Here is a 21,791-nt window from a genome sequence, read left to right on the forward strand (position 1 = left end):
CAGGCGTAGCATGCCGCTCGCTGGTGTTATTGTGAGAGGGGGTAGCGCCGAAACAAGTTCCCGTTTTCGGCACGTGCTATGCAGGGCGGCAGACGGAATGGGCACGGATTAACGCAGGTGCGACGGATGGAAACGGATTGTCGTTAAGCTACACCGAAGAACGATAAGGTTTCTTTGGAGGAGACGGCATCATGCTCATCACGACCACTGGCACGCCAACCGAAGAAGAAGCTGCGGCGGCGGTTGCAGCGATTACCCTGTTACTGGCTGAAGAGGCGGCGCAGACCGTAGCAATGCCATCTGAACCACCGGCGCGCTGGCGCGATTCGATGCGTTTGATGGTGCAGGGGTTGCAACCAACGCGCGTTCCTGAGACGCCGCGCTGGTCAACCATCGAGCGGCTGCGCCGGGCCGGAAGGGGTGGAATGGGGATTGTGGGACTGTAACCCCCTTCTCCTGCTGGTTCAAGGGCAGACAGAACATCTGCATTCACCAGACAACCCGGCTCTAAAGGGCCGGGCTACCATTACGAAGCCCGCTGCGCGGGCTGATGGCCCTCACCCCCATCCCCTCTCCCACTCTGCAAGCGAGGAGCGATCATTCCTTGCGGTCGAGTGCATAGCTGAGCCAGTGACACGGTACGCCCCCTCTCCCACCGTGAGGTGAGAGAGGGAGCGAGGGGTGAGAGCAAACCATATACACGTATGCGTTCTGTCCACCCCTTTCTCCCACTAGGAGGAGAAGGGAGCTAAGTGAGGCAGGAACTAACTCACCACTGGCAGATCAACAATCTCAATATTCTCCAGACCGCCGTAGATCGTCCACCACGGTTTCGCACCCTTGGCCAGCGTCTCATTCAGCGCGGTAATATTGGCCACGCCGCGATCTTCAAGCCATGCTTCTAGTGCCGCCAACCCCTGCTGGGCATAGACCGGAATACCATCTTGCCATGTTGCACGGCCGCACAACACACCAGCGAAGGGCGTTCCAGCTTCGGCAGCCAACTCGAGCGTCTCGCGGAACACCTCATCAGAGACGCCAGCGCTGAGATAGATGAAGGGTTTGCACGCAGCAGCAGCAGCCTGCCGGAAGTATTCCTTCGCCTCTTCACGGCTATAGGCTTTTTGGCCGCTAAACACGCGCATCCCCTCAACAAACTTCACATTCACGGGCACTTCGACCTTGAGCACATCAACACCATACTGCGGCTTCGAGAACTCGGCCATATAGGCGGTGACATACTTGGGCTTCACCAGCGCAAATTCAAAGCTCTTCTCATCGCCAACCGTGTCATCGTAGGCGATCGGCTCAAGGAAGAAAGGAATATCGTTGGCCGCGCACTCGGCGCCGATCCGCTCGATAAAGGCATGCTTGATCTCGTTAATTGCCGGATCATCGAAAGGATTGTAGTAGAGCAGAATCTTGATCGCATCGGCACCAGCTTCTTTCAGCCGACGCACACTCCAGACATCGAGCAGATCGGGCAAGCGACCACGAACCGAAGCGTCATAGCCGGTCTTCTCGTAGGCCAGCAAAACACCGGTACCGGGAGCGCGCTGGGCAATCGCCGGCAAGCCGTACTCCGGATCCATCAAAATGGCGCTCGCGTAGCGAGTGAGAATGCGCGTGACAGCGGTCTTGAACATTGTCAGATCTTCGTTCGATGCATCTGCACCACGCGCTTTTGCAATCGCCTTTTTTAGCGAACCGCGCTGATCCATCGCCGCCGCTGCAATAATGCCATTGGCGTCAGCACAGGCTTGAATCCCATTAAACTTGCCCCGCGTCATTTTCACTTTAGCCATTGGACAACTCCTTGTTTCCATCATCGGGCAACAACCAGCGTGATCGTCTAGCAGAAGGGAAATAGCTTGCGTACACAGACTGGGAAGGAGCAGAGTGGCAACACCTTTATTATACTCGATTCACTTCCAACGCCGGTAAAATATGGTACAATCGAAGTGTATTTCCCCAATGTGCATGGGAAGAGACACGGGGAGGTTGTATGAAACAGGTGATCGGTGTCTTCACCTTTCTGCTTGGTCTGATTATTGGCTTGATCGGCGGCGCGGCACTGTTAGCATACGCCTATCAAGCAGCCGGACTGTACCCGCCCGACGATGCAACGATCAAGTTCATCGCCCGCGAGCGGGGCTGGCTCCGCGACGATGTGTAGGCAATGGCCGGCGGCGCGGTGAAGGCGATCGCCTTCACCGCTGAGCGGTAAGCAATGTATTGTATTCCCCTTCATCACGTTAGGTCGCACAAGGAGGTGCAATTTGGACAAGATTTGGTTGTCGTACTACGAGCCGAGCGTGCCGCAGTCGCTGACTTATCCTGACATTACGCTCAGCGACATGTTAAACAACAGCGCCAAAACCTACGCCGATCACACTGCTACCAATTTTGTGTTGCGCTATCTGCTGGGCGGGCGATTCACCGTTGGCGGCAAATTCACCTATCGGCAGTTGAACGAAAAAGTTGACCGGATGGCGACGGCGCTTTACCAGCTCGGTGTGCGCAAAGGGGATCGGGTGGCGGTGATGTTGCCCAACTCGCCGCATTACATTATCACCTTCTTTGCCTGTATGCGGCTCGGCGCGATTGTGGTCAACACCAATCCAACCTACACCGGGCGCGAATTGCAGCACCAACTGCATGACTCGGGCGCTGAAACGATCGTGTTACTGAACCTGTTCTGGCCGCGCTTGCGTGAGGTGCGCGCGGAAACGCCGGTCAAGCGGGTGATCGTGGCCCATATCTTTGATACGCTCGGCTTCCCCTCGAATCTGCTGGTGAAGAGTGCGCAAAAGAAGACACCGGAATGGGTTGATGTCATGCCTGAGCAGGACATCTTCTTCTTTCAGCACCTGCTCGAGAAGTACGGCCCGACGCCGCCCAAAGTCAATATCAAGCCCGATGATGTCGCCCTGTTCCAATACACCGGCGGCACCACCGGCCTGCCCAAAGCGGCGATGCTGACCCACCGGAATCTCATTGCTAACACGGTACAAGTAGCAGCGTGGTTGACTCGTGGTGAGCCCGGTGGAGAGAAGATGATGGCAGCCATCCCCTTCTTCCACGTCTACGGGATGACCGTGGCGATGATGTACAGCATCCACATCGGGGCCGAGATTGTGATCGTGCCCAGCCCGCGCCCGATCGACAATGTAATGAAAGTTATCCAGCGCGAGCGCTGCACGCTCTTCCCCGGCGTACCGGCGATGTACATCGGCATTATTAACCACCCGAAGGTCAACGAGTACGACCTGCGCAGCGTAAAGGCATGTATCAGTGGATCGGCGCCGCTGCCGATGGACGTGCAAGAGAAGTTCGGCCAACTGACCGGTGGCCGTCTCGTCGAAGGCTTCGGCATGACCGAGGCCAGCCCGGTGACGCATTGCAATCCGGTCTTTGGCGAGCGTCGTGCCGGTAGCATTGGCATCCCGCTGCCCGATACCGAGGCAAAGGTGATTGATCTTGACACTGGCAAGGAGATTGAACCGGGCAGCGATGCAACCGGCGAGCTGTGCGTGCGTGGGCCGCAGGTGATGAAGGGCTATTGGCAACGGCCTGAGGAGACGGCGCAGACGATCGATGCCGATGGCTGGCTGCACACTGGCGATATTGCGCGCGTGGATAAGGACGGCTACTTCTATATCGTTGACCGCAAGAAGGATATGATCAACGTCGGCGGTTTGAAGGTGCTGCCGCGCGATGTCGAGGAAGTGCTCTTTATGCACCCCAAGGTGATGGAAGCAGTGGTCGTCGGCATTCCGCATCCACAGCGTGGCGATGATACGGTGAAGGCGTTTGTTGTGCCAAAGCCGGGTGAGCAGCCGACCGTTGAAGAGATTAAGGAGTTCTGCAAGTTGCACCTTGCCCCGTATAAGGTACCACGCGAGGTTGAGTTCCGCACCGAGCTGCCTAAGACGCTGGTCGGCAAGGTGTTGCGCCGTGTGCTGGTCGAGGAAGAAAAGGCCAAACAGAAGGCGGCGATGGCGACTGCGTAAAGTGGGTTATCCCAACCCCCTCTCCCGCGTGGCAGAAGAGGGGGTTGGGTTGGATAGCCACGAACACTCTCAAAAACAAACTATTGTTGTGCATTTTGCGTCTTTTTACGGCACCCGGCCCTCAAGGGCCGGGCTATCCGTACTAAGCCCGCTGCGCGGGCTGATGGCCCTTTCCCCCTTGCCCCCTCTCGCTGGGAGAAGATGCCTCCACCCCCGGCCCCTTCCCCCGCTAGAGGAGGGGAGATCAGGAGAAGGGTGTGAGGAATAGGAAAAGGGCCTCGCTCCCGCCTCCTCATTCCCAACCCTTTGCGCTCTTTACGCCTTGGTGTTTCACGCCTGTGCGAAACTAGACGGCTGTCCGGCTCTACTGCGCCTTTGCCGCCTCTGCAGCTATGTCATTGGCCTTCACCTTCGGCCCTTCCCCAGCTCTCGGCAGGCAAGGAATGATGTTTAGCGCGGCTCGTCCGTTTCCCTGCTACAATGAGCAGTGATGGCAGGCCTACAGCGGCAAGGAGAAGAATATGCTGACCCCTTTTCAAAACGAACCGTTTGGCAATTTTGACAGCGGCGACCGGCGCGCGGCGATGCAGCGGGCGATCCGGCACGTCGCTGGACAACAGGGCGCGACATATCCGCTGGTGATCGGCGGCGAACACATCGTGACCGAGCGCAAGCTTGCTTCGATCAACCCGGCTGAGCCGAAGAAGGTGGTCGGCTACGCCAGCAGCGCCTCGCAAGAGCAGGCCCATCAGGCAGTACTCGCGGCTGACGCCGCCTTCCGCACTTGGTCGCGCACACCGGTGAGCGCGCGGGCGCAGGTCTTGTTACGCGCAGCGGCGATTATGCGCCGACGGAAAGAGGAACTGGCGGCGTGGATGATGTACGAGGTGAGCAAGAATTGGGTCGAAGCCGATGCTGATGTAGCCGAGGCGATCGATTTTTGCGAGTGGTACGCGCGGCAGGCGTTGATACTCCAAGGTGAACGACAACCGCTCGTGCCCTACCCCGGCGAATTTAACGAGTTGCGCTATATTCCGCTGGGGCCGGGGTTAGCGATTCCGCCGTGGAATTTCCCCCTCGCGATTGCAACAACGCTGACGGTGGCGCCGATTGTGGTTGGGAATACGGTGGTGCTCAAGCCGTCGCCGCGTGCGCCGGTAATGGCGAACTTGCTGGTGCAGATTTTGGAAGAGGCTGGCTTGCCGCCGGGAGTCGTCAATCTCGTCACCGGCGAAGATGCGGTGATCGGTGATTTTCTGGTCGACCACCCGCTAGTGCGCTTCATCGGCTTCACCGGCTCAAAGAATGTCGGCCTGCGCATCCAGCAGCGCGCCGCCATACGCCAACCCGGCCAACATTGGCTTAAGCGTCCGATCCTTGAGATGGGCGGGAAAGATGCCATTATCGTCGATGAGACAGCCGATCTTGAGGCGGCGGCAACCGGGATTGTTGTGAGCGCCTTTGGGTTCCAAGGCCAAAAATGCAGCGCCTGTTCGCGGGCAATTGTGATTGATCAGGTCTACGATCAGGTGTTGCAGCGGGTGATTGAGAAAGCCAAAGCGTTACGGCTAGGCAATCCGACCAAGCCAGAGACAGATATGGGTGCGGTGATCGATCAGCGCGCCTTCGATTCGATCAGCCAGTATATCGCGATTGGACAAGAAGAGGGGCGGTTGGTGGCCGGCGGTGAGGTGATCGACCACGAATTGGTGAAAGACGGTGGTTTCTTTATCAATCCTACCGTGTTTGCCGATGTGCCTCCCCACGCTCGTATCGCGCAAGAAGAGATTTTTGGGCCGGTGCTGGCCTTCATCCGCGCCGCTAACTTCGACGAGGCGTTGGCCATCGCGAACGATACTGAATACGGTCTGACCGGCGGCCTCTATAGCCGCAAGCTCGAACGGCTCGAACGGGCGCGTGAGGAGTTCCATGTCGGTAATCTCTATTTCAACCGCAAGTGTACCGGCGCGCTGGTGGGGGTGCAACCGTTCGGCGGCTTCAATATGTCGGGCACCGACAGTAAGGCCGGCGGGAGCGATTATCTGCGGTTGTTTACCCAACCTAAGGTAATCAGTGAGCGGTTCTAGGACGAAGCAAAGGTGTGGTAAAGCCGGACGGCTGTCTGGTGCCGCAAAGGGGCAGGGGTGGGGGTGATTTGAGAAGGTAAGAGCTAACCTCGAAGGGCTATGCACACGTGTGGCAGAAAGATTCTCAAAACAGCTTTGCGTCTTTGCGTTTACAAACATATTAAGGCACAACCATGATCAGAATCGGTTGCGCGGTGTGGGCCTACCCCGGCTGGATAGGCGACTTATTCCCGCCGGGAACGCGCAGCAGCGAGTTTCTCAAGCTGTATAGCCGGCAGTTGACGACCGTGGAAGGTAACACCACCTTCTACGCGACGCCGTCGCCGGCAACCGTAGCGCGGTGGGTCGCCGAGACGCCGGCCAGCTTTCGCTTTTGCTGCAAATTGCCGCGCGAGGTGAGCCATGCCGGGCCGCTGGCCGAGAAGTTGTCGCAGGCGCACGCCTTTGTCGAACGGATGCAAGGGTTGGGGGAACGGTGCGGCCCGTTCTTTCTGCAATTGCCGCCGGGGTACGGCCCGGCTCGCCGCGCCGATCTCGAGCGGTTTGTGGCCGGTTGGCCGCGCGAAGTGGAACTGGCAATCGAGGTGCGCCACCCCGACTGGTATTTACCAGTGGCGGAAGCGCCGCTAATGGAGTTGCTGGAGCGATACCGGATCGGGCGAGTAATCATGGACGTGCGCCCGATCCGGAACCCGAACGATCCCGGCGGAGTATTACTAAATGATGCCCGTGAGCGCAAGCCTGACGTGCCGTTACGCCCGCTGCGCAGCCGCGGGCCAACACTGGTGCGCTACATTGGCCATCCCGATCTGGCGCGCAATGCGCCCTTTTTAGATGAATGGGCAGCGCGGATCGCCGAATGGGTCGTGACCGACTCCAACATCTACCTGTTTATGCACTGCCCTGACGAAACGCAGTCGCCGCATCTGTGCCGCCAGATCGCGGCCCGGCTACGTGGGTTGGGAGCGCCAGTGACCGCAGCGGGGGATCGTTCACCTGAAGCACCAGAGCAGTTGGGGTTGTTTGGGTAAGTTGACGCATTCCAAGGCGACGCAGTAATAACATCGGGACGACGTATGCGTCGACTTCCCCCGGCGAGCGCTGCGCGGGCAATACCTGCACTGACTGAATGGATGGAGCGACACTGATGCATCTTACCAGCTTGTTTGGGCGCACGTTGCGCCAAGCGCCCGCCGAAGCCACTTCAGTAGCAGAACAATTGTTATGGCGAGCCGGCATCCTGCGCACACTGAACGCCGGCGCGCCGGCGTTGTTGCCGTTGGGCAGCGCGGCGCTGCGGCGTTTGGCAACGCATCTGACCGCAGCAATGCACGCTGGCGGCGCGCAAGAGGTGACGCTGCCAACCACCACCGTCGAACCATGGCTAAAGACGATTATTGCGCTGGCCCGGCGTGACATCGACTCGTACCGGCAATTGCCGCAGACGATCTGGAGTTGGCGGCGGCGGAAGCGACCAACCCGCAGCCGGTCCACCTTGCTGGATTTGCCGGTGTCGGCTACACTGAGCTGGGCGGCGCTGGCGCTTGATGCAGCGCAGACGCAGAGCTTGCTCACTGCTGCCCGCGCGCAGCTTGGCGAAGCGTTGCACCAGTGCGGGCTTGGCAACATTGCTGACGCCTTGCTTGCCACCGGCGCAACCACGCTTATCGTTGACAGCCAAGCCGCACCGCAAGCCACCCTCGATTGCCCGACATGCGGCTGGCGTGCGCCGCTCGAACTGGCCCCATTGGCGCCACCGCCACCCTACACCGGCCCAACGCCAGCGATGAGTCTGGTCGAGACGCCCGGCACGAATACGATCGCGGCGCTGGCCGAATATCTCGGCATCCCGACAGCTGCCACGGCCAAGGCCCTCTTCTTTTACGACCAGCGCAGGCAACGGCTGGTGTTCGCCGTAGTGCGCGGCGACCGCGAAGCGAGTTTGACCAAGCTAGCTGCGGCGATCGATGCCGGCGACCTTGTGCCGGCCAGCGCTGAGCAGATTCAAGCCTGCGGCGCGACGCCCGGTTACGCTTCGCCAGTAGGGTTGCGCGAGGTGCTGGTGGTGGCCGATCTGAGCGTTTGCAACGGCGCGCCACTGGTCGCCGGCGCGAACCGGCCCGGCTACCATCTGCGCGACGTGGTTTACGGGCGCGACTGGCAAGCGACGATTGTCGCTGACATCGCTCAAGCCGCCGCCGGCGACGCTTGTCCACGCTGCGGCGCGACGCGCAGCGAAGGGCGCGGCGCAGTCATCGGCGCGATCAGCGAACCGCAACCTACAGATCTACTAGTGCAAGACGCTGATGGTCAAAACCGGTCATTGCACCTTGCTGGAATCGAACTCGACCTCGAACCGCTGCTGCACCTCGCCGTCGAGCAGCACCACGACGAACGCGGCATCGTTTGGCCAGCGGCCATCGCGCCGGTGGATGCGCATCTGGTCACGTTAGGCCGGGGTGAAGCAGTGGCAGCCGCAGGGCAAGAACTAGCCGGCGAATTGCGCGCCGCCGGGTTGGCAGTGCTGCTCGACGACCGCGACGAGCGGGCGGGGGTGAAGTTAAACGACGCCGATCTGATCGGTGCGCCGTGGCGGGTGGTGGTGAGCGAAAAACTGCTGGCCGCCGGGCAGGTCGAAGTGCGCCGACGCACCGAGGCTCAAGCGACGGTGATCGCACGGGCAAAGGTGGTAGCGTGGTTGCAGGGCAGAGATTCTGCGTAAACTGATGATCATCTCGACATCAGGTACGAGCATCGGCAGACGGGCGCGAAGCCTGACAGCTTATGCCAGACCAGCCCAAGCTGCTGGCAATGCTACAAGTTGCTCAATACCGCCAACAAGCCTCGTTCTGCTAGTGATAAGCAGTGTCAAGCTTGCGCAGAGGGGCATTTCTGCGCTGACGTGACGAACTCCTGCATTTTGGCGCTATCCTGCTCCCAATAGGAGCAGCCCGATTTGATTCTGCCCGGCAATGGTGCTGAGCGAATCGACAAAGGTGTCATTCAAAATGCGCGCCAGCCAGCCGACCTCGGGACTGATGATCAAGCGCTCTCATGAGCTGGCGGGGTGAACGGAGCGCGCGTTGGCGGTCTATAACGATTGAGGTCGCTGATCCAACCGTTTAATTCCCAAACACCCCCACATTGCAACGGCAGCGAGCGAGTATGGGTATGACATGCCGAACCACGTCGCTCATCAAGAACGAGCAGAGTTTGGTGCATAGAGATTAGAGGGTATGTCCTCATGAACTCTTCAACCGCCATCCAACCGTTGCCTGAACCCGCTTCGTGGCTGGAACGGCCACGCCAGCACGGGCTGACCTTCAACCGCGCCGTGCTGCTGGCGCTGATGGCGCTCTCCGCCAGCTTGCACTTCGCCAATATCCAAGCAATTGGCGACGCCAATGCGTACTATACGGCGGCGGTCAAGTCGATGCTGCAATCGTGGCATAACTTCTTCTTTGTCGCTGCCGAACCGGGTAGTTCGGTGACGGTTGATAAGCCGCCGCTTGGCTTGTGGATTGAGGCTACTTTTGCGCTGGCGTTGGGTGTGAACGGGTTTGCAGTCAGCTTGCCCAACATCCTCGCCGGTATCTTTGGCATTCCGCTGCTGTATACACTGGTCAAGCGCCACACGGGGACGCTAGCCGGTCTCGTCGCCGCCACCGTTCTTGCGATCACGCCAGTGGTGATCGGTACCGATCGCAATAACACGATGGATGGGAGCTGGTTTTTACGCTGCTGTTGGCAACGTGGTCATTCATCACGGCCACCGAGAACGGTAAGCTGCGCTGGCTGTTGCTTGGCGGCGGGCTGATGGGATTGGGGTTTAATATCAAGATGCTGCAAGTGTTTTTACCGCTGCCTGCACTCTACGCCCTCTATTTCTTTGGCACAAGTAAACCATAGCGGCAGAAGATCTTCCAGCTTGGCGTCACGACCGTCTTGCTGCTAACGGCGTCGCTATTGTGGGCCATCATTGTCGATCTAACGCCGGCCAGCGCCCGTCCTTACGTCGGCGGCAGCCAGCGCAATAGCGTGGTCGAGTTGATGATCGGCTACAACGGGATCAACCGTCTGCTGGGGATGCAGCGCAATGCGTCGGGCGCACCACCGGCAGGCATCACCGATTCCAGTAGCTACCACCCAAACCAATCGCCGGATAATCCTCCGTATCCTCCTTTTGCCCAACCGCCGCCGGGTGTAGGCGGTGGGCCACCCTTCCCACCAGCAAGTCGCCCAAGCGATGACATATTCGCGCAAGAGATCGGCACGCCGTCAGCCATCCGCTTGTTCGTGCCGCCGTTAGCCAAAGAGCTAAGCTGGCTATTGCCCTTTGGGTTAGTCTGCTTGATCGGACTAACCATTACCGCGCACCCGTCACGGCCATTAGCTGCCGAGCATCAGGCAGTCATACTCTGGGGCGGCTGGCTCTTAATTGGACTGGTCTTCTTCAGCGTCGCCAACTTCTTCCACGATTACTACCTGATCATGTTAGCTGCGCCGCTAGCAGCGGTGATCGGCAGCGGGGTAGCAGTCTGGTGGCGCAAACGGGAACAGGGTTGGGTGCAATGGACACTGGCGTTAGCGGCTGCCGGCACGCTCGCCTTCCAATGGTGGCTGGCGAGGCAATACGGACAAGATGCGTGGTGGCTGCGGCTCGCGGCCATCGGGCTGGCCAGCGGTTTGATCGCTCTGCTAATGGGGCACCGGTGGCTGCGGCAGATGGCGTTCGTGGCAGCATATGCCTTTCTGGTTGTCGCCATGCTCATCACCCCACTAGCATGGTCAGTGCTCACCGTGGCCGAGCAAAATCCGGATGTGGCACTGCCGGGTGCGTATGTCGGATCACAGTTCGGCACAGGTCTCTTGGCACCGGCTGAGGCACCGGCCTTCCCCAACCAACACCCGCCCGATCAGGCCGCCGATCCCAGCACATTGCTGGCCTTCTTGCAAGCCCACACCCAAGGCATTGACTATCTCGTCGCCGTGCCTAGCGCGCAAATTGGTGCGCCACTGGTGCTGGCGACCGGCAGGCCGGTATTGTACATAGGAGGGTTTAGCGGCAGTGATCCGGTGATTGACGCCGAAGGGCTTGCGGAACTAGTCGCAGCAGGTCGGTTGCGTTATGTGCTCTTCGGCGGGCGCGCACAGAGCAATCAGATCAGTGCGTGGCTGCAAACCCGTTGCGCGCCGGTCGCAGGATTCCGCGAAGGGACGCAGGTGTTGTATGAATGTGTGAGGAAATGAGCTGCCTCACCCCCGCTGTGAGGAAAACGCTAAGGCGTAACGATAGTTGGGATGGTGGTCTTCCCCGCGATCGCACTATCGGGGTACGCGATCGAGCGGCCCTCCGGCCCCTCCGCTGGGGAAGGGGGAGATAGGAATAAGGAAGGCTACGCCCACTCTCTATCGCCCCATTCCCACCCCTGCGCGATCTTCGCGACCTTTGCAGCTTTACGTCAACCTCCCTCACCCCAGCGAGCAGGAGGCCCGCGCAATGATCCAATGCTGCGCCACTGCGCCACGCTCAATGCCGGCGATGCACCCGCTCAGGATGGTGGATCAGGGTACCGTTGATATACGCCTGTACCGCATCATCAATCGTGCGTAAAGGCGTACAGATCGCCTGAATGCCGGCAGCTTGCACCCCCTGAAAGGCCGGTTCGCCCATACCGCGGGCCACCACCATCTGGCAATCAGGCACGGCTTCCATCAACCAGTGGTGCGAGCCGTGGTGACAATGGCGGTGATGCTCGTGCACTTCGCCTTCCTGATGATAGTGCCGGCCTTTCGGGCGCGCCTCCCGGCTCACCACCTGCCCTTGCTCAATCGTCACCACCTCATACCATTGGGCTCGGCCAAGATGCGGGCTAATTGTCTGATGGTCATCGGTGGCAAAGGCGATTTTCACGAAGCCCTCCCCGAGTTCTGCTTGCTGGCGATATCTTGCACCCACCCGGTAATCGCTTTCCACACCGGACAACGATCATAGACGGCGCTAAAGAAGACGAGACCGGCCAGCACATACAACGGCCAACCGCCACCCGTCGCAAAAGCCAGCGCCACCAGTACTAACGCGATCGCAATCCGCAGCAGGCGCTCAACCGGCTTCAGGCGCGGCGGCGTCTTGCCTTCCGAGAGCAGGCGAAACATCTCGTTCAGATCGCGCTCTGGCTTAGCGCCAATATGGCGCGAAATCTCTTGGCCATCGCGAAACGCAATCAGGGTCGGGATGCCAAAAATCTTCAACTCGCGCAACAGGTCAGGATGATCTTCGGCGTTAATCTCCCAGAGTGCCACCTTCCCCTGATATTCCTGCGCCAGCCGCTTCAAAATGGGCCGCGTCACCCGGCACGGCATACACCACGGCGCCCAAAAATCCACCACCACCGGCTGGGTATACGCGCGCAATTGGGTTTGAAATTCGGCAAGATTCATCACAGGCTCCTTCATCGTTACCGGCAGAACATGTACCGGTCAACCCTCTGCCAAGGAAGATGCGCAATGCCGCTCTGATGTTACACTGCCTTCATCCTTAATAGGGAATGCGGCAGTTAAACTGCCGCATTCCACATCAACTATGCGTATGTCGCAAGACAAAACCAGCACGAGAGCTGCGCAAACGTTACGACCTTACCGGCCACTCACGGCAATCAACCCGGTAGGCATCGAGTTGCCAATGCTTATGTAACGCATTGACATTCATAGCCAGCGCCTGCGGGCAAAACACTGCCGGTTCCAGCTCATACTCAATCACAAACACCGGCTTGCCAGCGTGCAAGAAGGGCAACAGCAAGTCACACTCGTGGTACGAAAAGCACTCTTCATTGAGCGCCCAATCAAAATAGGAAACTAAGACAGGAATTTGATCGAGATCGTTCTTCAAACCGATCAACAAGCCACGTTGATGGGCTGCTTCGGCGAGAAAGATGTTGTAGTGTTCCTGATCGGCGGCGGTCAACGGGAAGCCGGTATCGTTGGCATACCCATTCACATTATCGGGATCGACGCCATCACACCCCTTACTGACCGCAAGCTCAAGCCGGGCCTGCATGATCGGTGCCAACACATCGATCTGTCGGATATCTAACCACTTCTCGCCGGGCCAGCCAGCCATCTCGTTACCCAACACTGCTGGCGGAAAGAGCGCGGCGTCAGGCCGCCAATCTTCATACGAGCCGGCGCTGAAATAACACATCACAAACACGCCGCGCCGGCGCAGCAGGGCGATGGTCTCGGACGGCGTGTCAAAGAGATCGACGTTGAACACGTCTACATTCACATCGATCTGCAACGTACCGGTGTATTGAATTTGCCAACGTGCTTGCCGCGACAACCGCGCCGGCGGCGTAGAGGTGGGTGCAGTTACCGGTAACGGCGCGCAACCGGCAACGAGCAGCAGGAGCAAGATAATAACTCTCACAACCACCGCCGCCTCACCAGCCCAGCACCAACGCTACCATTCCCAACCCGAACAGAATGGCGCCCACCACTCCAAAGACGATCAGAAATAGGTTGCCTTCGCCCTTGATACTCGCTTGGTCGGGGCGGTTAGGTGAGTAGCGGACAGTGACGATTTGACCAACGGTATGGGCGGGAGGGTTGGAAGCCGTCTTCCCGGTGAAGATCACTTCCTGACCGTTCTGCGTAATAAGGCGCACCACTGGCGCCGCCGCGCCTTCTTCGTCGACCTTTAGATCTATCACGGTGCCTTGAGTTTCAATATAATGCCCCAAGTGATTGCCTTGGTAAAAGACAAAACCAGCGAACAAGAGCATGAAAAACCCCACCACAAGCAGAAACAACGCCATAGATCACCTCGTAGTAGTTGAGCGATTGCCTAGCGCTGGCTATCGTAGCAAACGAAGATTAAGACGAGGTTATGCAGCGCTCTGAATATGTTAGTCACGCGCTACCCGGTAGAGGTTCACGCAATTGCTCAGCATCGATGGTGCAACATCCCGTATGTTACCTTTCTTATACGTATAAATCCTCGGCAATGCGTAGCCGTCTCTCGTTTCGAGCCGGCAAACGCTGATCCAAGCATCTCAAGACCTTGCACGAGCCAGCCGATGTGGGTTAAGCCGAGCCACGCTAAGGCCATGGACAGAACCATGCCATTTGATTAAGCAGCGCAGGAAGGCTTTGTTACGCAGACTTCACTTTCTGAATGCAGCGTGGCGACCACGTATTCGCATTGCCCAATCACTTGCTAAGCCTGATCAAGGCTGCCGCGAAGAGCGGTGATGTCGCCAGCAATCTTATCAGTTGCATCACCAGTGGTGGTCAACTGAAGACGCAAGTAAGGACTCCTCCATCACGGCCAGTGAGGTGGCAATCGGATCAAGACTACGAAAAAAATCGGCTAGTGACCGGCTACGGGATCGTGAACGATCGTATCTGCGTAGCTTGATGAGTGGCAGCGAGATCAAGGCCACCAAAGTGGCATCAATGATGTGAACTGGCCTGCGCCGAACGAAGCGCTGGCTGGGAAGAGGTGATGGTGCGCGATTCGCGCGTAGTAACATTGGCCTGCGTGTCGATCAAGGGACGTGTCTCATCAACCGAGTCGTCGACGGCTTGGATGGCCGTTGTCAGCGCAACAAGCGTGCTGTCGGTTTGGACGAGCAAGTGCTGCCACTGCCCACCCTGCGCTCGTCGTTTACCTCGTGGTATCCAGTAATAGAAAGGATTCGCCAACGCTAACTTCCATAGTGCGTTGCTAGTTGGATCTCGATAGCATCCGGCGTCAACATCCCGCTGATCCCATCTCTATACACGTTCATAATATGCAGGTATTGTTTGCCGCACCGATACATTGCTGCTGGATGCGGCACTACCACTAGCAGATTCATCAAAACACTCTGCCGGTTAAGCTCAAAAGCGGGGAAAAGAGTTCGCCAGCTTTTTGCTGAACCAGCAACTGGTTTGCGTTCGATAAGGTCAACCTAGAGCACGCGCCGAAACATCGCAATGCATACCAATATAGGTTTAGCCAGCATAGAGCACCAAGCTTCTACCCATTGTAAAGGAATATCCTCTCGACACCAAATCGGTAACGTTGACAGCAGTCCAAGCCGATTCTGCAACATACCGCGCAGGAGACTATGGTCATTGTAACGTTAGCCAATCTGCCCACCATGGTAGCACACACCATACACAGAATTATCCCACCTGCGGGTTGTCTCCGCTATACTCTAGCGTAGGCAACCCGCAGATCAATTTAGATCGCGCACACCGCCACAAACCCCTGCCCACGATTGGCAAACGTTACCCGGCCATTGGTCAGCGGGTGGGCCACACCATCAATCGTGACCGTTGCCGGCTGCGCACCATGAATCACCAGCGTGAACGTCTCGCGGGTAAAGGCGGCAAAACCATGACCGTCCACAGCAGCGCGCAGCAAGAGCTGCTGTCCGCGCCGTTCGACCCAGAAGGTGGTGCGGTAGTACGCGCCATGCCGGAAATCGAAGGTGAGGCCATCGTCTTCATGCAGCTCTGACGTGTAGACGCCATCGCGCTGCGGCACAAAGAGGTGCAGTTCGATAGTCGGCGGATAATACCCCATCGTCGAGACCGGCGCTTCCGGCCAGAGCGGAATCACCGCGCCGGCGCGGGCAAACAGCGGGATGCGGTCGAGCGGGGCTGCGGTAACAATAAATTGCTCGCCGGCATGCCATGTGTCGCTCTGCCAATCGTACCACTCCCCCGCCGGCAAATAGAGCTGGCGCGCGGTTGCCTGTGGCGCGTAGACCGGCGCGACCAGCAGATCGCGCCCCACAAGAAATTGGTCGTCAATCTCGCGGGTCAGCCGGTCAGTCTGGTAGGCAAACACGAGTGGCTGCTGCACTGGTTCGCCGATTTCAACGGCGCGCATAAAGGCGGTAGCGAGGTAGGGCAGCAAGCGATAGCGCAAGACGATCGCGTCGCGGGCAATCCGCTCGATCGCCGGGCCAAACGACCAAGCGTATTGGTCAATATGGCCGTAGGCGCTGTGATTACGGCAGAAAGCGGTCAGCGCCGCGCACTGCATCCAACGGGCAAACAGTTCGGGTTGGGTATCACCGGCAAAACCGCCAATGTCGGCGCCGACAAATGCCTGCCCCGATAGCCCCATCCCCATCGCCATCGGCATACTCAGCCAGAGATGATCCCAGCGCGCGCAGTTGTCACCCATCCAGTTAGCGGCATAGCGCTGGATACCGGCGAAGCCGGCCCGCGATAACACGAATGTGCGCTGATTAGGAAACGCTTCCGCCAGCCCCTCAACCGTCGCCATTGCCATCAACAGCGCGTATTGGTTATGATAACGCTCGTGTGGCTCGCGCCCGCCGTTGAAGCGCATCGCGTAGGGCGGAATATCACCGGTAGCCGGCTCGTTCATGTCGTTCCAGATACCGGCAATACCCAAACGCGCATGCTCGGCGGTGAGCTTCCCCCACCACGCCCGCGTCTCTGGCTTGACGAAATCGGGGAAGGCGGTACGGCCCGGCCATACCTGCCCGATGTAGCGATCACCGCTGGCCGTGCGGCAAAAGAGATCGTTGGCCCGCCCTTCTTCGTAGAGCGCAAACTGCGGATCGACCTTCACCCCCGGATCGACGATAGTGATCAAGCGAAACCCCTGCTCGCCCAACTGAGCCGCCAGCGCCGCCGGATCCGGAAACAGCTCCCGGTTCCACGTAAAGACGCGGTAGCCGTCCATGTGTTCAATATCGAGCCAGAGCGCGTCGCAGGGAATGCCGCGCTCGCGATAGCGCGCAGCCAAGGCAAGCACCTCCGCTTGGCTGTAGCGATGCCAGCGACACTGGTGATAGCCCAAAGCCCAGATCGGCGGCGGCGCCAGCCGCCCGGTCAACCACGTAAACCCTTCCAGAATCTCGGCCATCTGCGGCCCGGCGAAGACGTATTCGGTGTATTGGCCACCCAACGCGCAGATACCGTAGGTTTCGGCAGGAGAAAAATCAACGTGCAGGCGATAGCTGTTGTCAAGGAAAAAGCCAGCCGCGTTGCCCTGCTCGTCAAGATGGTAGAAGAAGGGGATCGAGACGTAATAGGGGTCGAACTCGGTGCTGGTATTTTTTGTGCGCGGATCGGATGGATCGCGCCCGGCAGCGAATTCGGCCTCCCCTTGCGGACTGAGCACGTCGTTGTTCCACAGAATAAAATCGCGTCCCTTGCGATTCAGCCGGCCCGTCTTTTCACCCAACCCCAAGAAGGCATCTTCGCGCGCGCAGACACGGTGAAAGGCGAAGGCATCATTCAGCGTGGCATACGCCCACGGCAACCCATCGTGACCGAGCGCAGTCGCCAACACCAGACTGCCATCGCTACGACGAACCGTCAGCGTCAACGGATTGCGCCCAATCACCACCTCAAGGCGCGCATGTCGAAGCACGACAGTGGCATCGGTTTCCGTCACCGTAAAAGACGGCACCGGCGCTGCGTTCAAATCAGCGCAGACCGCGTAGGTTGGATGTTCGTCAAAACTGCCGCCGCGACTGATCTTGAACCGCACAATATCATCACGGATAAACTCAACCCGCAACCACTCGTGGTCGAGCGCCGCGAGCACACCGCGCTCAATGAGCTGCACTGCTCCGAGGCGAGACAGCGGCATAAAATAGCGGGTGTCAGTCAACCCCACCCGCGCCGGGGCTTGCGTCATGGCAGACTCCTCACAGTTCACAACAACGGCATCAACATCCGATTGTAGCATAGCGGCGCAAGGCAGGTATTGGGAACATACCGGCCCAATGAATACAAGGGGGGTATAATATTGGCAAACAGAGCTATCGCGCCGCCACCAACGCTGGCTAAGCGCTAAATATGTGACAGTGATCGACAGACCAGCCTGCGCCAAAAAAGGCTAACCATGGCCATTAACACCGAACATCTCGACAACACGCTACGCGCTCTCGAATCGGCGCTAGCTCACTATCAACAGGCAGTAGCTGAACGAGATGCAGTTGAGGAAGAGATTTTCCGGCTCGCCATCATCAAAGGCTGCGAGCTAGCGCAAGAGGTCTCGTTCAAGCTGCTCCGGCGGTGATTGCGCGACTTTGGTCATAGCAGCCGCAAACTCGACGCAACACCAGTGAAAGAGCTGTCGCGCTTCGCCGCTCAACACAGCCTGCTCTCAATCGCGGAAGTCGAGCGTTGGTTTGCCTATCGCGCCAACCGCAACCACACCGCCCATAACCACGGCGAAGATTTCGTCCAAGCAACACTCGCGATCTTGCCGGATTTCATTCGTGACGCGCGGGCCTTGGCCAAGCGATTGCGCACCGGCACAATGCTTGAAGAGGAAGAATGATACGTGTGCAATATCATCTTGATTTGCCGGAGCGTTATTTGACCAAAGTGTGCGCCATTCTTCACCAATATGTGCCCGATTACGACGTATGGGCATATGGCAGCCGAGTGACCGGCGGCGCGTATGCTGCGAGCGATCTCGATCTCGTGGTGCGAAACCCGCGCGACCTTCTGCAACCGTGCGAGCGGATATCTGATCTGATCGAGGCATTTATCGAGAGCGATCTTCCTATTCGGGTAGACGTAATGGATTGGGCGCGCATTCCAGACTCGTTCCGGCGCGAGATCGAGCACGCATACGTCGTCGTGCAGGAACGTTCGCAAATCAGTCTTAAGGCGGATACCCAACCGTAACCTTGCTTGCTATACTTTTCACAGGTCGAGCGATGGAGCAACAGACATCGCTCGACATGTATCCTCCCAATCCTCACTGTTGCTCCCCATAATCCCCCTACGGCCACCGGCAAGTGGCCGTTGCCACATGTGTATGAAGGGTCGCGGCGGCAAGGCCCCGCGACCCTTACCGCGTTTTTGGGGGACATATCGCGATGAACCTGCGCAATGACAACAATCCGGCCCTAGCAAAAGTTATCGATTGGTTTATGCAGTATAATAGTTACATCGACGCTGCCCTAGCGCAATTGCAAATTGCGCTATACTAGAGACAGAGAAGTCAAACAGGTATGAGGAGTCGGGCGTGTTAACCTCGGATGAGTTGACACCAACCAGCAACGGCTGCACCCAACGCGAGCTAGAACGCTTGCGCCGCGAATTAGCTGAAGCGCAAGCGTTGATCCGTTCGCTGCGCCGCCAACTAGAAAAGACTATGGCCGCCGCGCAAGAAGCGCAGCGCGCCCATGCCAAGATGGTCGAAACGCTCACCGAGACGATGCGCGAAAATACGCTCCTCTGCCACGAGCGCGATATGTGGCGCGCCCGCGCCCAACGGCTCGAAGCCTCGCTCCACGAAGAACCACGCCCCAGTGCGACGATTGATATTAGTTCGTTGGCTGGTCACATTAGCGAAGACGAAGTGAACGCGATCCGCAAAGCGATGGCCCGGCTCCATCACCCCGACGTTGGTGGCGACCCGGAACGGATGAAGGCGTGGAACGCTGCACTCGACCGGCTTTTCCGCCAGTAGCACAAAAGACTGTGGCCATCTTTTTACTGCAGAGGACACAGAGGTTTATGATCCAACCCTTGCGCTACTTGGCGTCCTTTGTCCCTTGGCATTTATCATCCTCTGCGCCTTTACCACCTCTTCGTCTTGATGCTACCCACTCAACCGACCGCTTATGACACCTCTCTCTGAATCGGTCTGGATTCTCGGCGATCAGCTCAGCCCAAATCACCCCGCTTTAGCTACAGGCCGCCGGGTCGTACTGATCGAGTCGTTAGCCCGCCTTAACCAACGCCCTTACCACCGCCGCAAACTCGTGCTGATTATCAGCGCCATGCGCCACTATGCCGCCGAATTGCGCGCCGCCGGCTACGAGGTCGATCTGCGCACCGCATCGGATTTTCTCAGTGGTCTACGCGAGCACGTCGCCACGTTTGGCATTCGCCACCTCATCTGCGTTGCTGCTGCTGAATACACCACTCGCCAGTTCCAACAGAGTCTGGCAGCCGAACTCGGCATTGCCGTCACCATCTTGCCCAACACCCTCTTTTTGGTCGAACGCTATCCACCCGCTCGCCCACCGGGGCTGATGGAGCCGTTTTACCGGGCAATGCGCCGGCAGACCGGCTTATTGATCGAACCGGACGGCGAACCAACCGGCGGCGTATGGAACCTCGACCATGAAAACCGCCGCCGCTACGACGGTCGGCCAGTGCCACCAGCAGCGCGCTTCGCTCCCGATGCAATCACGCGCCAAACCATCGCTGATCTCGCGATTGCTTGCCCGAACGCAATTGGCTCGGCTGACGAGTTTGATCTACCGGTAACGCGGGCACAGGCATTAGCCGCGCTCGACGATTTCATAACCCATCGGTTACCAGACTTCGGCCCGTTTGAAGATGCGATGAGTAGCGAGCACGAGCTGCTCTTCCATTCCCACCTCTCGCCCTTGCTCAACATTGGCCTGCTTGATCCGCTAGAAACGGCGCAAGCAGCGGTTGACGCCTATCAACGCGGCCACGCACCGCTTGCTTCCGTTGAAGGCTTTGTACGCCAAATTATTGGCTGGCGCGAATATATCTACTACCGTTATTGGGAACTGATGCCCGACCTATTGCAGGCCAATGCGTGGGAGGCAGAGCGACCATTGCCGGAATGGTACTGGACGGGCCAAACCCGCATGCGTTGCCTGAACTGCGTGATCGGTCGCGTATTGCGCAGCGGGTACTGCCATCATATCGAACGATTAATGGTACTCTGCAATTTTGCGCTGCTAGCCGGTATTCGCCCGCAAGCGGTCAACAACTGGTTTCTCGAATGTTATGTTGACGCTTATGAGTGGGTCGTAACCCCGAATGTGATTGGGATGGGGTTGAACGCCGACGGCGGACGCACGGCGACGAAGCCGTATATTGCCAGCGCCACTTACATCGACAAGATGAGCGACTACTGCAAGGGATGTTTCTACGACCGCAAAGCGCGGGTCGGGCCGCGCGCCTGCCCGTTCAACACGCTCTACTGGAACTTTCTCATCACGCACGAAGCGCGCCTGCGCGCTAATCCACGGCTTGGCCCGGCAGTGTTGGGTCTCAGCCGGCTCAGCGTTACCGAGCGCGAGGCGATTGTGGCGCAGGCACACGAGCTATTGGAACGGATGGCGGAGTTGTAGTCGGGAAATTCGGCAGCAACATCCATACCTAGCGTGCGGAAGTCAAACTGCCTCAATCGCTAGTTAAGCACGTTCACACGCCTTACCTTAGCAACCCATCCTACTGGTGAACAGAGACTGGGAAGCGATAATGCTGCTTAGTGTGCAGTTGTTTAACCGCCGCAGTCCGTCATACACCCGATAGCACACAATGGAGACTAGGGCGACAGATTTGCCGCCTGCGGTTCGTAGCGTTGCTGCGTGACCGAAGCGGCGGCCACTTGCCGTGCGGTCGCCAGATCGGGCAGATAGCCCATCGCAATCGCTTGCACCAGAATATTGCCCAATGCCGTACCTTCGGTAGGGCCGGCCACCACCGGACGCCGGCAAGCATTGGCGGTTAATTGGCAGAGCAGCGCGTTTTGGCTGCCGCCCGGCTGAGACATACCATCACTTCGCCCAAAAACACAAGCGGGCCGCAGCTTTGCTACGGCCCGCCCGCACAGCAGGAGGGGAGGAGGTGATTGGTGGAGCGAAGGGGATTCGAACCCCTGACCTTCTGCGTGCAAAGCAGATGCTCTACCAACTGAGCTATCGCCCCA

General features: G+C 58.5%; 22 protein-coding genes and 1 tRNA gene. 14 read left to right on the plus strand and 9 right to left on the minus strand.

All coding sequences use genetic code 11. From position 1 onward, the window contains the following. Window positions 1-191 precede the first annotated feature (191 nt). Window positions 192-446: a hypothetical protein gene (locus Q1A59_RS17295; RefSeq protein WP_298408543.1), complete on the plus strand. Its 255-nt coding sequence runs from the start codon at window positions 192-194 to the stop codon at window positions 444-446. Window positions 447-764: 318 nt separating this feature from the next. Here the strand turns inward: Q1A59_RS17295 and Q1A59_RS17300 are convergent, their stop codons facing one another. Beyond that, complete coding sequence (locus Q1A59_RS17300; RefSeq protein WP_298408554.1) at window positions 765-1,805, minus strand: tagatose 1,6-diphosphate aldolase; 1,041 nt, start codon at window positions 1,803-1,805, stop codon at window positions 765-767. Between the two features lie 200 nt (window positions 1,806-2,005). Between Q1A59_RS17300 and Q1A59_RS17305 the strand changes: the two genes are divergently transcribed. The 8 genes from Q1A59_RS17305 (at window position 2,006) to Q1A59_RS17335 (ending at window position 11,350) form a co-directional block, all read left to right on the plus strand. After that, the gene (locus Q1A59_RS17305) at window positions 2,006-2,176 is read left to right on the plus strand and encodes a hypothetical protein (RefSeq protein WP_156525280.1); all 171 of its coding nucleotides are present in this window, start codon (window positions 2,006-2,008) and stop codon (window positions 2,174-2,176) included. Between the two features lie 103 nt (window positions 2,177-2,279). Beyond that, window positions 2,280-4,013 (plus strand): long-chain fatty acid--CoA ligase, encoded by a 1,734-nt coding sequence (locus Q1A59_RS17310; protein ID WP_298482050.1) that lies wholly within the window; start codon window positions 2,280-2,282, stop codon window positions 4,011-4,013. Window positions 4,014-4,534: 521 nt separating this feature from the next. Next, window positions 4,535-6,100: an L-glutamate gamma-semialdehyde dehydrogenase gene (gene pruA, locus Q1A59_RS17315; RefSeq protein WP_299645292.1), complete on the plus strand. Its 1,566-nt coding sequence runs from the start codon at window positions 4,535-4,537 to the stop codon at window positions 6,098-6,100. Between the two features lie 173 nt (window positions 6,101-6,273). After that, a complete protein-coding gene (locus Q1A59_RS17320) occupies window positions 6,274-7,131 on the plus strand; it encodes a DUF72 domain-containing protein (protein WP_299645293.1) in 858 nt (285 codons plus the stop codon). A gap of 116 nt (window positions 7,132-7,247) precedes the next feature. Further along, entirely contained in the window at window positions 7,248-8,822 is a 1,575-nt protein-coding gene (locus Q1A59_RS17325) for a YbaK/EbsC family protein (RefSeq protein ID WP_299645294.1), read from the plus strand. A 522-nt stretch (window positions 8,823-9,344) separates the two neighbouring features. Next, window positions 9,345-9,917 (plus strand): glycosyltransferase family 39 protein, encoded by a 573-nt coding sequence (locus Q1A59_RS17330; RefSeq protein ID WP_298482055.1) that lies wholly within the window; start codon window positions 9,345-9,347, stop codon window positions 9,915-9,917. Then, complete coding sequence (locus Q1A59_RS18195) at window positions 9,845-10,009, plus strand: glycosyltransferase family 39 protein (protein ID WP_366144827.1); 165 nt, start codon at window positions 9,845-9,847, stop codon at window positions 10,007-10,009. The genes Q1A59_RS17330 and Q1A59_RS18195 overlap by 73 nt, the downstream gene beginning before the upstream one ends. A gap of 57 nt (window positions 10,010-10,066) precedes the next feature. Then, window positions 10,067-11,350, plus strand: coding sequence for a hypothetical protein (locus Q1A59_RS17335; protein WP_299645295.1), 1,284 nt, complete (start codon window positions 10,067-10,069; stop codon window positions 11,348-11,350). 280 nt (window positions 11,351-11,630) lie between these two features. Here Q1A59_RS17335 and Q1A59_RS17340 read toward each other — a convergent pair whose 3' ends face one another. The 6 genes from Q1A59_RS17340 to Q1A59_RS17365 all read right to left on the minus strand — a co-directional run bounded on the left by Q1A59_RS17340 (window position 11,631) and on the right by Q1A59_RS17365 (window position 17,771). Further along, window positions 11,631-12,014, minus strand: a complete 384-nt coding sequence (locus Q1A59_RS17340) for a NifB/NifX family molybdenum-iron cluster-binding protein (RefSeq protein ID WP_299645296.1) — start codon at window positions 12,012-12,014, stop codon at window positions 11,631-11,633. Further along, window positions 12,011-12,541, minus strand: coding sequence for a thioredoxin (gene trxA, locus Q1A59_RS17345; RefSeq protein ID WP_298406885.1), 531 nt, complete (start codon window positions 12,539-12,541; stop codon window positions 12,011-12,013). Before trxA ends, Q1A59_RS17340 begins: the two co-directional genes overlap by 4 nt. A 187-nt stretch (window positions 12,542-12,728) precedes the next feature. Continuing rightward, window positions 12,729-13,526, minus strand: a complete 798-nt coding sequence (locus Q1A59_RS17350; protein ID WP_298406883.1) for an endo alpha-1,4 polygalactosaminidase — start codon at window positions 13,524-13,526, stop codon at window positions 12,729-12,731. 13 nt (window positions 13,527-13,539) lie between these two features. Continuing rightward, on the minus strand, window positions 13,540-13,914 hold the full coding sequence (locus Q1A59_RS17355; protein ID WP_298406880.1) for a DUF3592 domain-containing protein: 375 nt from the start codon (window positions 13,912-13,914) through the stop codon (window positions 13,540-13,542). Between the two features lie 637 nt (window positions 13,915-14,551). Continuing rightward, window positions 14,552-14,803, minus strand: a complete 252-nt coding sequence (locus Q1A59_RS17360; RefSeq protein WP_298406877.1) for a hypothetical protein — start codon at window positions 14,801-14,803, stop codon at window positions 14,552-14,554. 523 nt (window positions 14,804-15,326) lie between these two features. Next, window positions 15,327-17,771 (minus strand): glycoside hydrolase family 31 protein, encoded by a 2,445-nt coding sequence (locus Q1A59_RS17365; protein ID WP_299645297.1) that lies wholly within the window; start codon window positions 17,769-17,771, stop codon window positions 15,327-15,329. Window positions 17,772-17,978: 207 nt separating this feature from the next. Between Q1A59_RS17365 and Q1A59_RS17370 the strand changes: the two genes are divergently transcribed. From Q1A59_RS17370 to Q1A59_RS17390, 5 genes are all read left to right on the plus strand, one after another. Beyond that, window positions 17,979-18,155: a hypothetical protein gene (locus Q1A59_RS17370; RefSeq protein WP_298482063.1), complete on the plus strand. Its 177-nt coding sequence runs from the start codon at window positions 17,979-17,981 to the stop codon at window positions 18,153-18,155. Window positions 18,156-18,200: 45 nt separating this feature from the next. Continuing rightward, on the plus strand, window positions 18,201-18,419 hold the full coding sequence (locus Q1A59_RS17375; protein ID WP_366144825.1) for a hypothetical protein: 219 nt from the start codon (window positions 18,201-18,203) through the stop codon (window positions 18,417-18,419). Then, window positions 18,416-18,772 (plus strand): nucleotidyltransferase family protein, encoded by a 357-nt coding sequence (locus tag Q1A59_RS17380; protein ID WP_299645298.1) that lies wholly within the window; start codon window positions 18,416-18,418, stop codon window positions 18,770-18,772. The genes Q1A59_RS17375 and Q1A59_RS17380 overlap by 4 nt, the downstream gene beginning before the upstream one ends. A 343-nt stretch (window positions 18,773-19,115) precedes the next feature. Continuing rightward, a complete protein-coding gene (locus Q1A59_RS17385; RefSeq protein WP_299645299.1) occupies window positions 19,116-19,562 on the plus strand; it encodes a hypothetical protein in 447 nt (148 codons plus the stop codon). A 154-nt stretch (window positions 19,563-19,716) separates the two neighbouring features. Continuing rightward, window positions 19,717-21,210: a cryptochrome/photolyase family protein gene (locus tag Q1A59_RS17390; RefSeq protein ID WP_298406862.1), complete on the plus strand. Its 1,494-nt coding sequence runs from the start codon at window positions 19,717-19,719 to the stop codon at window positions 21,208-21,210. A 197-nt stretch (window positions 21,211-21,407) separates the two neighbouring features. On the opposite strand, the gene Q1A59_RS17395 is transcribed toward Q1A59_RS17390, so the two are convergent. Beyond that, window positions 21,408-21,635 carry an FGGY-family carbohydrate kinase gene (locus Q1A59_RS17395; protein WP_298406858.1) on the minus strand — a complete coding sequence of 76 codons (228 nt, stop codon included), beginning with the start codon at window positions 21,633-21,635 and terminating at the stop codon, window positions 21,408-21,410. Between the two features lie 79 nt (window positions 21,636-21,714). Further along, window positions 21,715-21,790: transfer RNA gene (locus Q1A59_RS17400), tRNA-Ala, on the minus strand. Window position 21,791: the final 1 nt, after the last annotated feature.

Origin of the sequence: uncultured Chloroflexus sp. (assembly GCF_937951745.1) — a bacterium.
Lineage (GTDB): Bacteria > Chloroflexota > Chloroflexia > Chloroflexales > Chloroflexaceae > Chloroflexus.

What these genes read in the sequence shown, in the direction of transcription:
- Q1A59_RS17295 (WP_298408543.1), top strand. Translation starts at nt 192, where the DNA reads ATGCTCATCACGACCACTGGCACGCCAACCGAAGAAGAAGCTGCGGCG.
- Q1A59_RS17300 (WP_298408554.1), bottom strand. Translation starts at nt 1,805, where the DNA reads ATGGCTAAAGTGAAAATGACGCGGGGCAAGTTTAATGGGATTCAAGCC.
- Q1A59_RS17305 (WP_156525280.1), top strand. Translation starts at nt 2,006, where the DNA reads ATGAAACAGGTGATCGGTGTCTTCACCTTTCTGCTTGGTCTGATTATT.
- pruA (WP_299645292.1), top strand. Translation starts at nt 4,535, where the DNA reads ATGCTGACCCCTTTTCAAAACGAACCGTTTGGCAATTTTGACAGCGGC.
- Q1A59_RS17320 (WP_299645293.1), top strand. Translation starts at nt 6,274, where the DNA reads ATGATCAGAATCGGTTGCGCGGTGTGGGCCTACCCCGGCTGGATAGGC.
- Q1A59_RS17325 (WP_299645294.1), top strand. Translation starts at nt 7,248, where the DNA reads ATGCATCTTACCAGCTTGTTTGGGCGCACGTTGCGCCAAGCGCCCGCC.
- Q1A59_RS17330 (WP_298482055.1), top strand. Translation starts at nt 9,345, where the DNA reads ATGAACTCTTCAACCGCCATCCAACCGTTGCCTGAACCCGCTTCGTGG.
- trxA (WP_298406885.1), bottom strand. Translation starts at nt 12,541, where the DNA reads ATGAATCTTGCCGAATTTCAAACCCAATTGCGCGCGTATACCCAGCCG.
- Q1A59_RS17355 (WP_298406880.1), bottom strand. Translation starts at nt 13,914, where the DNA reads ATGGCGTTGTTTCTGCTTGTGGTGGGGTTTTTCATGCTCTTGTTCGCT.
- Q1A59_RS17365 (WP_299645297.1), bottom strand. Translation starts at nt 17,771, where the DNA reads ATGACGCAAGCCCCGGCGCGGGTGGGGTTGACTGACACCCGCTATTTT.
- Q1A59_RS17370 (WP_298482063.1), top strand. Translation starts at nt 17,979, where the DNA reads ATGGCCATTAACACCGAACATCTCGACAACACGCTACGCGCTCTCGAA.
- Q1A59_RS17380 (WP_299645298.1), top strand. Translation starts at nt 18,416, where the DNA reads ATGATACGTGTGCAATATCATCTTGATTTGCCGGAGCGTTATTTGACC.
- Q1A59_RS17390 (WP_298406862.1), top strand. Translation starts at nt 19,717, where the DNA reads ATGACACCTCTCTCTGAATCGGTCTGGATTCTCGGCGATCAGCTCAGC.
- Q1A59_RS17395 (WP_298406858.1), bottom strand. Translation starts at nt 21,635, where the DNA reads ATGTCTCAGCCGGGCGGCAGCCAAAACGCGCTGCTCTGCCAATTAACC.